The sequence below is a fragment of the Noviherbaspirillum album genome (assembly GCF_035916955.1).
GTDB lineage: Bacteria > Pseudomonadota > Gammaproteobacteria > Burkholderiales > Burkholderiaceae_D > Noviherbaspirillum > Noviherbaspirillum album.
Window position 1 is genome coordinate 22181 of record NZ_JAWIIV010000005.1, and the last position, 11625, is coordinate 33805.

The 11625-nt window shown below is 65.4% G+C and carries 9 protein-coding genes; all 9 read left to right on the top strand.

The annotated features are described in order from the left end of the window. Positions 1-66 precede the first annotated feature (66 nt). The 9 genes from RY831_RS07780 to RY831_RS07820 all read left to right on the top strand — a co-directional run bounded on the left by RY831_RS07780 (position 67) and on the right by RY831_RS07820 (position 11570). On the top strand, positions 67-780 hold the full coding sequence (locus tag RY831_RS07780) for a glutathione S-transferase family protein (RefSeq protein WP_326505764.1): 714 nt from the start codon (positions 67-69) through the stop codon (positions 778-780). A gap of 10 nt (positions 781-790) precedes the next feature. Next, positions 791-2026, top strand: a complete 1236-nt coding sequence (locus tag RY831_RS07785) for a multifunctional CCA addition/repair protein (protein WP_326505765.1) — start codon at positions 791-793, stop codon at positions 2024-2026. 450 nt (positions 2027-2476) lie between these two features. Continuing rightward, positions 2477-4309 (top strand): thiamine pyrophosphate-binding protein, encoded by a 1833-nt coding sequence (locus RY831_RS07790; RefSeq protein ID WP_326505766.1) that lies wholly within the window; start codon positions 2477-2479, stop codon positions 4307-4309. Between the two features lie 37 nt (positions 4310-4346). Next, positions 4347-5195 carry a citrate synthase family protein gene (locus RY831_RS07795; protein WP_326505767.1) on the top strand — a complete coding sequence of 283 codons (849 nt, stop codon included), beginning with the start codon at positions 4347-4349 and terminating at the stop codon, positions 5193-5195. Continuing rightward, positions 5192-6028 (top strand): citrate synthase family protein, encoded by an 837-nt coding sequence (locus RY831_RS07800; protein WP_326505768.1) that lies wholly within the window; start codon positions 5192-5194, stop codon positions 6026-6028. The genes RY831_RS07795 and RY831_RS07800 overlap by 4 nt, the downstream gene beginning before the upstream one ends. Positions 6029-6155: 127 nt before the next feature. Further along, positions 6156-8258 carry a TonB-dependent receptor plug domain-containing protein gene (locus RY831_RS07805; protein WP_326505769.1) on the top strand — a complete coding sequence of 701 codons (2103 nt, stop codon included), beginning with the start codon at positions 6156-6158 and terminating at the stop codon, positions 8256-8258. Positions 8259-8385: 127 nt separating this feature from the next. Continuing rightward, complete coding sequence (locus tag RY831_RS07810) at positions 8386-9663, top strand: sulfotransferase family protein (RefSeq protein WP_326505770.1); 1278 nt, start codon at positions 8386-8388, stop codon at positions 9661-9663. After that, positions 9660-10349, top strand: coding sequence for an adenylyl-sulfate kinase (gene cysC / locus RY831_RS07815; RefSeq protein WP_326505771.1), 690 nt, complete (start codon positions 9660-9662; stop codon positions 10347-10349). The genes RY831_RS07810 and cysC overlap by 4 nt, the downstream gene beginning before the upstream one ends. Positions 10350-10541: 192 nt before the next feature. Then, on the top strand, positions 10542-11570 hold the full coding sequence (locus RY831_RS07820; RefSeq protein WP_326505772.1) for an ABC transporter substrate-binding protein: 1029 nt from the start codon (positions 10542-10544) through the stop codon (positions 11568-11570). Positions 11571-11625: the final 55 nt, after the last annotated feature.

An 11625-nucleotide genomic window follows, 5' to 3' on the forward strand; every position in this document is an offset into this window, starting at 1 on the left:
TGCAGCGAACCTCGCCGCAGCGCGGCATTTTCGCATCGCAGCTTCGTTAAATTTGGGATAAGACGTATGCAAAGCACAGAACTCGATCCAACCCTTGAGCAAACCCTCGACGCCGCAGGCAGGGCAGGCTTGAAACTGGTGATCGGCAACAAGAATTACTCTTCCTGGTCGATGCGCCCATGGGTGGCGATGACCGCGTTCGGCATTCCCTTCGAGGAAGTGCGCATCTCCCTCGGCCGTCCCGACACCTCCACCCGCATCGCCGAACACTCGTCCGCCGGGCGCGTTCCCATCCTGATCTGCGGCGAAACCAAGGTCTGGGACTCGCTGGCCATTTGCGAATACCTGGCCGAGCAGTTTCCCGACAAGGGATTGTGGCCGCGCGACGCCGATGCCCGCGCGATCGCCCGTTCGGTCTGCGCGGAAATGCATTCCGGCTTTACCGCGCTGCGCTCGTCGATGTGGATGAACATCCGCGCCAGCTTTCCGGGCAAGGGCCGCACTACGGAGACGCAGTCCGACATCGCACGCGTCTGCGAACTGTGGGAAGACTGCCTGGCGCGCTCCGGCCCGCACCAGTTCCTGTTCGGCGAGTTCTCGATCGCCGATGCCTTCTATGCGCCGGTGGTGATGCGCTTCCGCACCTACGGCGTCTGGCTGCCGCCGGCGCTGCAGGCGTACATGGACCGCGTGGTCGCGCATCCCGCGGTCGCGCAGTGGATGCGCGAAGCCATGGACGAGACGGACCGTCTCGAAAAATACGACAGCTATCCGGACTGATGGTGCGGCGATGAAGACGTATGTGGTCGGCGGCGCGGTACGCGACGCCTTGCTCGGCTTGCCGGTGCAGGACCATGACCATGTGGTCGTGGGCGCGACGCCGGAACAGATGATCGCAAACGGCTTCACGCCGGTCGGCAAGGATTTCCCGGTCTTCCTGCATCCGAAGACGCACGAGGAATACGCTCTGGCCCGCACCGAGCGCAAGACCGCGCCCGGCTACAAGGGCTTCGTGTTCCATGCCGACGCCGACGTCACGCTGGAGCAGGACCTTGTGCGGCGCGACCTGACCATCAATGCGATGGCGCGCAGCGAGGATGGGAAGGACGGCATCATCGTCGATCCTTTCGGCGGACAGAAGGATCTGCAGGCGCGGGTGTTCCGCCACGTATCGGCGGCCTTCGCCGAAGACCCGGTGCGCATCCTGCGCGTGGCCCGCTTCGCCGCCCGCTTTCACGATTTCACGGTGGCGCCGGAAACCAACCGCCTCATGCGCGACATGGTCGTGGCCGGCGAGGTGGATGCGCTGGTGCCGGAACGGGTCTGGCAGGAATTGTCGCGCGGCCTGATGGAGGCGCGGCCCTCGCGCATGTTCGAGGTGCTGCGCGACTGCGGCGCGCTGGCGCGCATCCTGCCGGAACTCGATGTGCTGTGGGGCGTGCCGCAGCCGGAAAAGCATCATCCCGAGATCGACACCGGCGTGCACGTGATGATGGTGATCGATCACGCGGCGGCGCAGGGATTCGACCTGCCCATCCGCTGCGCGGCGCTGCTGCACGACCTCGGCAAGGGCGCGACGCCGCCCGGGGAATGGCCGAAGCACTACGGTCACGAGGGCCTCGGCGTCAAGCTGGTGGACCAGGTCTGCAAGCGGCTCAAGATTCCGAACGACTGCCGCGACCTCGCGGTGATGGCCGCGCGCGAGCACGGCAACGTCATGCGCGCGCTGGAAATGCGGGCCAACACATTGGTGAGCTTGCTGGAGCGCTGCGATGCCTTTCGCAAGCCGCAGCGCTTTCTCGACATGGTGCGCGCTTCCGAATGCGATCACCACGGGCGCGCCGGTTTCGGCGACGCACCCTTTCCGCAGGCGGCCTTCCTGGAATCGGTATTGCGGGCCGCGCAGGCGGTCAATGCCGGAGAAATCGCCAAGCGCTGCGCCGGAGAATCGCAGCGCATTCCCGAAGCCATCCATGCGGCGCGCGTGGCGGCCGTCGCCGCGCTCGTCCGGCCGCAGGCTCAATAACATGTCGGCAGGGTGCAGCGACTGCTGAGCCTGCTGTCATGGATGCCGTGAGTGTCGTAAGTGTCGTGAGTGTCGTGAGTGTCGTGAGTGTCAAAAGGTCATGAGCCTGATACCGCCCCGTAAAAAATTTCCCTGAATTAAGGTTTCTGCATGGAACGCTTTCGTGCAGGCTGCATCCAACCTCCTTTGTGACTTTCGGTAGAACGCTTTGATGTGTTCCATGTCGCGCCCGCGGCTGAAGATTGTCTTGCCGGCAAAGCATGGGTACGGTTAGAGAGCGAAATAGCGGCGTATACCATCGGTATTGATCGCATGAACATCGCGCGTCTTGCTGTACGATGGCCGCGCTAAAAATTGCGCATACGTCTGCCGGTATCAACGCAATTGCGTGCTATGCCGCCTCGGGCAAGGGGATGCGGCGGCCAAACATCATTCAGGGATAAATTCGACATGCGCATTACCACTCCGCTTGTGTCCGGAACAGCCGACCGGCGGATCTCGACGGAAGGGCAAATCCACGACGCTGCCGATCTGATTGTTGCCGCTCTTGCACAGCTTGGGGTCGAGTATGTGTTCGGCGTGCCCGGCGGCGCGATCGAACCGCTCTACAACGCTCTGGCGCGCAGCAGCAGGCTCGGCGGCCCGCGGCCCGTGCTGGCGCGGCATGAGGCCGGCGCCGCTTTCATGGCCGACGGCTATGCGCGCGAGACCGGAAAGCTGGGCGTCTGCTGCGGCACCTCAGGTCCCGGCGCGACCAACATGATCACCGGCGTTGCATGCGCCTATGACAATGGCGTCCCGATGCTGGTGCTGACCGGGCAGCCGGCGCTGCCGAATTTCGGCCGGCGCGCATTGCAGGAATCGAGCTGCACCGGCATCGATACCGTCGCCATGTTCAGCCACTGCACCCGCTACAACACGCTGGTCACGCACCCCGAGCAGGTGGAGCACAAGCTGGTGGCCGCATTGATGCACGCGACACGCACTCCGAACGGGCCGGCCCACCTGAGCATCCCGCTCGACATCCTGAAAAGCCCCGTGTCGAGGCCCGGCATTGCTTACGACATCAACAGTGTGCTCAAGCCGGCCGCCATGATCGACGAGCAGGCGGTCGGCATGCTGAGCGAGCAATTGGAGCAGGCGAAGAATCCGCTGCTGCTGATCGGCGGCTCCTGCGGCGAGGCGATCGAGGCACTGCTCGGCATCGCCATGCACAGGGAAGCCGGTTTCATTGTCTCTCCCGATGCCAAGGGCTTGATCGACCCGCGCCATCCGCTGTATCGCGGCGTGTTCGGGTTTGCCGGACATGCGTCGGCGGAAATGGCGCTGCGCGACAAGTCGGTCGACCTCATCGTGGCCTTCGGCTGCAGCATGAACGAATGGACCAGCGGCGGCTGGAGCGACGCGCTGCTCAACCACCGGCTGATCCATGTCGACGAATGCGAGGAGCACCTGGTGCGCACGCCGATGGCCAGGCTGCATGTGCGAGGGCGCCTCTCTGCCGTCGCCGCACGGCTGGCCGAACGCATGCGCGTGCCGGTCTCGGCGATGCGTGCATCCCTGTCGGTGCCCGCGTCTACATCTGCACCGGTGCTGGGGCTCGCCGCGCCCGACGGCATCCGGCCGCAGCATCGCGTTGCGCCGCCGTCACTGCATGAAGGCACCCACGGCGGCCCGGTCAAGCCGCAGCAATTGATGCATGAACTCGGCCGCCTGTTTCCCGCGCATACCCGCTATCTGGCCGATTCCGGCAACAGCTTCGCCTGGGCGATCCATTACCTGTCGCCCAGTGCGGTCGAGCCTGGCGCGCCGTCCCTCGGCAAGGGCGGCTGGCTGCGCGTGACCATGGACTTTGCTCCAATGGGATGGGCCATCGGCGGCGCGGTCGGCACCGCGCTCGGCAATCCCGATGCGCCGGTGGTCTGCATCACTGGCGACGGCAGCATGCTGATGAATGGCCAGGAAATCTCGGCTGCCGTTGCGGAAGGGCTGAACGTGGTCTTCGTGGTGCTCAACGATGCGGCGCTAGGCATGGTCAAGCACGGGCAAAGGCTCGCTGGCGCCGAGCGCGTAGCGCACCAGCTTCCGCCGACCGATTTCACCGCGCTGGCACATGCGATGGGCGCCAATGCGCATACGATTCACAGGCTGCAGGATCTGGCCGAGCTCGATATCGATGCGATGTTCGAGCGCCGCGGACCGACGCTGCTCGATGTGCGCATCGATGCGGAGGAAGTGCCGCCGATGAGCCTGCGCATGCGCGTGCTGGGCACCGCGGTCTGATCCGCCCGGTCCGTCCGATCGGCCCATCCGCACAACCATGAAAGACAAAGAAGTGAGCGACAAGCCCCTACCGCTGATCCATACCGAAATCTGGAATGAAGAGCCCGAGCCGGACAACCGCTTCGCCACCCGCGCAGCCTATGTCCGCGGCTACGACGTGTTCGGTGAAATGGTCGGCAACGCGCGCTGGGTCGAAATGCTGTTCCTGCTGCTGCGGCCCGAGCTGCCCGAGCCGTCCGCCCTCGACCTGCTCGAGGCGCTGGCGGTGGCGCTTGCCAATCCGGGGCCGCGCGATCCTTCGGTGCATGCGGCCATGTGCGGCGGCATCGCCGGCTCCAATGCGGCAGCTTCGCTGATGGCGGCGCTGGCGGTCGGCGCCGGACGCTATCACGGCGCGCGCGACGTGCACGATGCGATGCTGGCCTGGGCTGCCTGCGGCATGGACATCGAGGCATGGCGCAGGCACATGCGGCAGGCCATGACCGATAGCGATGGCGATGCCGTGATCGAGGTCTGGCCGGCACGCGAGCATCCTCCCGGCTTCGAGCCGCATGCCCTTGCCTGCGCCACCTCGACGCGGCAACTGCTGGCGGCGCTGGCGCGCATCGGCAACACGCCGCGCCTGAACTGGCTGGCGGAGCATCGGGCGGCGCTCGAGGATGCCGCCGGCATGCCGCTCGAGCAGAGCGGGGTGGCTGCCGCAGCCTTCTGCGATCTCGGGTTTGCGCCGGAGGAGGGCGAGATGCTTTTCCTGCTGCTGCGCCTGCCCGGCGCGGCCATGCATGCGCTCGAACAGCAGCGCAAGAAATACACCGAATTTCCGTTCTACGCGCTCGAGCTGCAGGACGGCAAAACCGAAAGCACGCAGGAAAGCGAGCAACCATGAACACCCGGATGAAAGGCCCCGCGATGAAAGGACCCGAGCTGCTTGCCGCCGAAGCCGGCATCCTGCGCACACGCGTCGGCGCCTGCTGGCCGGGTAGCCACGCGATATTCCGCGGCCACGACCTGCACCAGCAATTCCACGATGCCGACTGGATGGATCTGTATGTGTACGGCATCACCGGGCGCCGCTTCACCCCGCAGCAGCTGCGTCTGCTGCATGGCATCTGGGTCAACACCAGCTATCCTGATACCCGCCTGTGGAACAACCGCGTCGCGGCGCTGGCCGGCAACGTGCGCAGCTCGCCGGTGCTCGGCCTGAGCGCCGCGCTGGCGGTGTCGGAAGCCCGCATCTACGGCGGCGGACCGGGGCTGCGCGCGATCAATTTCTTTTACCGTGCGCGCAAGGCGGTCGACGGCGGCCAGCCGCTGCGCGCATTCGTCGAGAGCGAACTGGCCTCGAAGCGCCATCTTTACGGCTACGGCCGTCCGATCGAGGCGCATGACGAGCGTCTGCCGTTCCTGTCGGGCCTGGCCCGTTCGCTCGGGCTGGCCGACGGTCCGGTCTTCCGCATGGCGCACGAGATCGAGCGCATCCTGACCACCGAGCTCGGCAAGCCCGCGCTGCGCATGAACTATGCGGCAATGACGGCCTCGCTGGGCGCGGACATGGGCCTGTCGGCGCGCGAGTTCCAGATTTTCAGGGTGCCGCTGTTCCTGGCCGGCATGCCGCCATGCCTGGTGGAGGCGGCGCAGAAACCGGAGGGAAGCCTGTTCCCGACTCCCTGCGACGGCATTGCCTATACCGGGGTTGGAAAAAGGGCATGGCGAAAATGATCAGGCTGTCGCGGGAGCGTGACGCAGTGCGGAATATTTGCTTGCGGGAATGGACTGTTACAGGGCGTTGCACTAGACTGTTACCGCCCTGCAACCGCTCTGCACAATCACAGGCCGGAGGAATTCCTTGAAAACCTTGTATGCGCTTCCTCTGACGCTTGCCACGCTTCTGCTCGCCCATGTTCCCGTTGCCCACTCCGCCGATGCCGGCGAAGAGGAAGACCTGGCGCTGGTCTACGGCGACAAATCCACCATCAGCATCGCCACCGGCAGCAAGCAGCAGCTGCGCCGCGCGCCGGCGGTCGCCACCGTCATCACCGCCGAGGATATCGCCGCCATGGGCGCGACCGACCTCGACGAAGTGCTGGAAACCGTGCCCGGCATCCATGTCAGCAACGCGCCCAACACCTACAGCTCGCTCTACCTGATCCGCGGCATCTACAGCGGCCAGAATCCGCAGACCCTGATGCTGCAGAACGGCGTGCCCATGACAACCCTGTTCCAGGGCAACAAGGGCAATATATGGGGCGGCTATCCGGTCGAGAACATCGCCCGCATCGAAGTCATCCGCGGACCCGGCTCGGCGCTTTACGGCGCCGATGCCTATTCCGGCGTCATCAACATCATCACCAAGAACGCGGCCGAGATCGGCGGCACCCATGTCGGCGTGCGCGCCGGTTCGTTTGACACCCGCAGCGCCTGGGTGCAGCACGGCAGCAAGGCCGGCGACCTCGACATTTCCGCCTACCTGCGCGCCGGCAAGACCGACGGCCAGCGCCGCATCATCGAGGCCGATGCCCAGACGGCGCGCGACCGCACGGCGCGCACCTCGGCCAGCCTGGCGCCGGGACCGGTGAATGTCGGCTACGATGCGATCGACGCCAACCTCGGCCTCGGCTACCGGAAATGGCGCCTCAACGTCGGCTACAAGCAGCGCGACGACCTCGGCACCGGCGCCGGCATTTCGTCGGCGCTCGACCCGGTCGGCAAGGAAAAGAGCGAGCGTTTCAATACCGACCTGTCCTGGGCCGATTCCCAGCTGGCTCCCGGCTGGGGAGTGGGTGCCACCGTCAGCTATTTTGAATACCGCCAGCGCATCCCGGTCGATCTGCGGCTGTGGCCGCCGGGTACGCGCTTCCCGACCGGACTGTTCCCGGAAGGGATGATCGGGCATCCCGACACCTCGGAAAGGCAGATGCGGCTGTCCGCCTTCGCCACCTATTCGGGCTTCGACGACCACAGCATCCGCGTCGGCGTCGGCCACGACGACCTGAACCTGTACGAGACGGCAACCTACAAGAACTACATATTCGACGCGGCCGGCATGCCCATCCCGGCCGGCCCGGTGGCCGACTATTCGCTGATCCAGCCCTTCATGCTGCCGCAGCGGCGCAAGCTCGACTACGTCTATCTGCAAGACGAATGGCAGTTCGCGCGCGACCTGACGCTGACCGCCGGCGTGCGCCACGACCGCTATTCCGACTTCGGCGGCACCACCAATCCGCGCGTGGCGCTGGTCTGGGACGCGGCGCTCGACGTCACCGCCAAGCTGCTGTACGGCCGCGCCTTCCGGGCGCCGTCGTTCTCGGAGCAGTACAGCATCAACAACCCGGTCCAGCGCGGCAACCCGGACCTGAGCCCGGAAACCATCAGCACGCTGGAGGCGGCATTCGCCTGGCAGGCGCGGCGCGATCTGCAGCTCAACCTGAGCGTGTTCCGCTACAACATGGACGATATCATCCGCACCGTGCCCAATCCGGCGCCGGCTCCGGGATCGACCTTCAGCAACACCGGCGGCCAGCACGGCCACGGCATGGAACTCGAGGCGGTATGGGATGCCACCCGCACGCTGCGCCTGTCGGGCAACTATTCCTATCAGCGCTCGATCGATGAATCGACCGGGCGCGATGCCGGCTACGCGCCGCACCATCACCTGTACGGGCGCGCCGACTGGCGCTTCGCCAGCGGCTGGATGGCCAGCACCCAGCTCAACTGGGTAGCCGACCGCAAGCGCCCGGCCGGCGACCGCCGCCCCCCGGTTGCCGATTACAAGACCTTCGACCTGTCGCTGCGCAGCTTGCGCGGCAACAACAAATGGGAATTCGGCGCCACCGTGCGCAACCTGTTCAATGCCGACGTCCGCGAGCCCAGCCCCGCTCCCGGCCTGATTCCGAACGACTTGCCGCTCGCCCCGCGTGCCATTTACCTGCAGGCGGTCTACAGCATGTGACGGGCGCGCCCCGCGCAACCTGCATGAACGAAGTATGAATGCATCAACCGCGGATGGGCCCATGCCCCGCCCATCCGCATAGCCAGGAATGGCCGCTGCGATCCAGCCCCGCCTTCCACGAAAAAACATGGATACCAAACCCAGCACCGCCTATCAGCCGCCATTCGTCCGCCAGTTCAACCGCCGCACACGCGCCTGGAACGTCTTCGGCATGAAGAAGATCGACCTGTCCGAAGCGTCGCTGATCGCCGCCGCGCGCGCCGAGACCGGCCTCGAACGCTTCGGCGACGAAAGCTTCCTGGCGCCGCTGCGGGCCCTGCTGCATTCGCTCGAGACCGAAGCGCAACTCAATCCCTTCGGCCGCTTTAATGCGCGCATGCGCACCATCCGTTCGCTCAAGAACCGGCTGTGGGCGAATGCCTGTTTCGAGGCGCATCCGGAAATCCTGGAGCGCGAGATCGAGGCGCCGATCGTCATCGTCGGCCCGCACCGCTCCGGCACCACGCGGCTGCAGCGCATGATGGCCACCGACGCGCGGCTGCAGCATCTCTCCACCTGGGAAGGCTTCAACCCGGCGCCGCGTCCCGGCCAGCCCGACATGGGCCGGCAGGCGCGCTACGAGGAAGTGAAGAACTTCCTGGCGCTCGGCCGGCAGGTGTATGCCGGCGGCTATGTCGCCCATCCGATGGACGCCGACTGGCCGGAAGAGGACATGCTGCTGATGAACCATTCGTTCTGCGGCTTTTCGGTGCTCGGCATGTTCAACATTCCCGGCTATTACCGCTGGTTCCTCGACTATGACAAGAGCGACGTCTACCGCTATACCGCCAAGCTGCTCAAGCTGATCGCGTGGTCGCGCGCCCGGGAACAGGAGCAGAATCAGGAGCAGAGCGCGCGCTGGGTGCTGAAGAATCCGCAGCACATGCTCGATCTCGGCACGCTGGTCAAGGTCTTCCCGGATGCGAGGCTGGTGTTTACCCACCGCGACCCGATCAAGACGGTCGGCTCGGTGATGTCGCTGATGTGGCATTTCGCGTCCCAGCACACCGACCTGCCATGCCGGGCATCGACGCGCGACATCTGGATGGACTTCTGCGAGCAATCGGCGCAGCGCGGCATCGCGGGACGCGAACACATTCCCGCCGCTCAGCAGATCGACGTGCATTACGAGGAAATGAACCGCGACTGGCGCCTGGTGATGCGGCGCGTCTACGCATTCGGTGGCGTCGAATTCACGCCGGCCGTCGAGCAGGCCATGGCGCAGTGGCTGGCCGACAGCGACAGGGACAATCTGCATGGCGGCCATCGCTATGCGCTCGAGGACTTCGGCACCAGCGCCGCCGAGGTCGACCGCCGCATGATGTTCGTGCGCCGGCGCTACGACATTGCCTACGAGGGAAAATGAACAAGGTCACGATCATGCGCCAGCCGGCGAAGGTGCAGCCGGAACAGGCTCCTGGCACACGGGAGCAGCCGGTCGCCGGCCACATCGCCTGGCAGGAGGGCAAGGTCGACGCCGCGCAGCGCGCCTGGCTGCTGGGGCAGTTGCCCGCCACCGTCTGGCTGACCGGCCTGTCGGGTTCCGGCAAGTCGAGCATCGCCTTCGAACTCGAGCGACGGCTGGTGGCCGCCGGCCATGCCGCCTATGTGATGGATGGCGACAACGTGCGTCACGGGCTGAGCCGCGATCTCGGCTTTTCGCCGCAGGACCGCAATGAAAACATCCGCCGCATCGCCGAGGTGGCCAAGCTGTTCAACGAAGCCGGGCTGATCGTGATCACCTCCTTCATTTCCCCGTATCGCCAGGACCGCGACATGGCCAGGCAGATCATCGGCGAGGAACGCTTCATCGAGACCCACCTGTGCACCTCGCTGGCCGTGTGCGAGCAGCGCGATCCGAAGGGCTTGTACCGCAAGGTGCGTTCGGGAGCGATCACGGAATTCACCGGCATCAGCGCACCGTATGAAGCGCCGCTGGAGCCCGCATTGCGCATCGATACCGAACAGTCGTCGCTTGCGCAATCGGTCGATGCCATCTTGCACAGGCTGCAGGATTTCCTGGGAAGCGCGCCGACGATGCAGGCCGTCTGAACGGCAGAACGGCACAACGGGTGGCAGCTGCCCCATGGCATCGACCCAGGCAAGACGGCTTGCGCGAAGCAACCGGAGAAATTGCAGGGTTGTTGCAGAAGGGCATGTTTTATCGGCTATGCTGTTCTGTCTTCGGCTGTCTTCGGCTGTCTTCGGAACAGAGTGACTCTTAGTTTTAACAAGAATATGAAAATGACCGGGAAGATGTTCAGACGCAGGGCGTGGTCCCGCGCACGCGCATGCTGCGCGGCGCTGGGCCTGCTGTCGGCCGTCGTTTCCGGGCAGGGCATGACCGCGCCGCAGGGCGCCGCGCAGGCCGAGGCCGGCGAGACAAGACGAATGGAGCCGCAGGCTCCCGGTTCGATTGCGGTGGTGTATCCGATCCTGGGCGAGCCTTATCACAGCATCTTCGCAAGCATCATTGACGGCATCGAAGACAATGCCAAGTCGGCAATGCGCACCTACCCGGTCGCCGCCAATACCGATCCGGCCGAACTGAATGCGCAGCTCAGGCGCAACGGCGCCAAGGTCGTGATCGCCCTCGGCCGCCAGGGACTCAAGGCGGCATCCGCGCTGGACCGCGAATTGCCGCTGGTCGCCGGTGGCGTGCTGTCCGTGCCGGAAGCCGACAGCCGCGCGATGACCGCCATCAGCCTGACGCCCGATCCGGCACTGCTGTTTGCACGCCTGAGAAGCCTGCTGCCCGGCATCAGGCGAGTCGTCGTCGTCTATCATCCGCAGAACAATGAATGGCTGATCCGCCTGGCCCGCGAAGCGGCGCGCGCGCAGGGCCTTGAACTGGTGGCGCACGAGGCGCGCGATCTCGCCAGCGCGGCCCGCCTGTACGAAAGCACTTTCGCATCCAGCGACAGCAAGCGCGACGCCATCTGGCTGCCGCAGGATTCCACGACAGTGGATGAAACCACCATCCTGCCGCTGGTGCTCAAGGAGTCGTGGAACCGCAATATCGCCGTCTTTTCCAGCAGTTTCCTGCACGTGAAGAAGGGCGCACTGTTTGCGCTCTATCCGAATAACCTCGAACTCGGGCGCTCGCTGGCCTGGTCTGCGCTCGCCCATCTGTCCGGCGACCCGCGCCGGCGGGGCATGCTGCCGCTGCGCGATGTCCACATTGCGGTCAACGTGCGTACCGCCGGCCACCTCGGGCTATCGCTCAGCTACCAGCAGCAGCGCGCCTTCGATGCGATCTTTCCCGAACCATGATGGAACGGAGTTTCGATATGTCCAGCCAGCAGCGCAGCAAGCTGCAACACCGGCG

What these genes read in the sequence shown, in the direction of transcription:
- RY831_RS07780 (WP_326505764.1), top strand. Translation starts at nt 67, where the DNA reads ATGCAAAGCACAGAACTCGATCCAACCCTTGAGCAAACCCTCGACGCC.
- RY831_RS07785 (WP_326505765.1), top strand. Translation starts at nt 791, where the DNA reads ATGAAGACGTATGTGGTCGGCGGCGCGGTACGCGACGCCTTGCTCGGC.
- RY831_RS07790 (WP_326505766.1), top strand. Translation starts at nt 2,477, where the DNA reads ATGCGCATTACCACTCCGCTTGTGTCCGGAACAGCCGACCGGCGGATC.
- RY831_RS07795 (WP_326505767.1), top strand. Translation starts at nt 4,347, where the DNA reads ATGAAAGACAAAGAAGTGAGCGACAAGCCCCTACCGCTGATCCATACC.
- RY831_RS07800 (WP_326505768.1), top strand. Translation starts at nt 5,192, where the DNA reads ATGAACACCCGGATGAAAGGCCCCGCGATGAAAGGACCCGAGCTGCTT.
- RY831_RS07810 (WP_326505770.1), top strand. Translation starts at nt 8,386, where the DNA reads ATGGATACCAAACCCAGCACCGCCTATCAGCCGCCATTCGTCCGCCAG.
- cysC (WP_326505771.1), top strand. Translation starts at nt 9,660, where the DNA reads ATGAACAAGGTCACGATCATGCGCCAGCCGGCGAAGGTGCAGCCGGAA.
- RY831_RS07820 (WP_326505772.1), top strand. Translation starts at nt 10,542, where the DNA reads ATGACCGGGAAGATGTTCAGACGCAGGGCGTGGTCCCGCGCACGCGCA.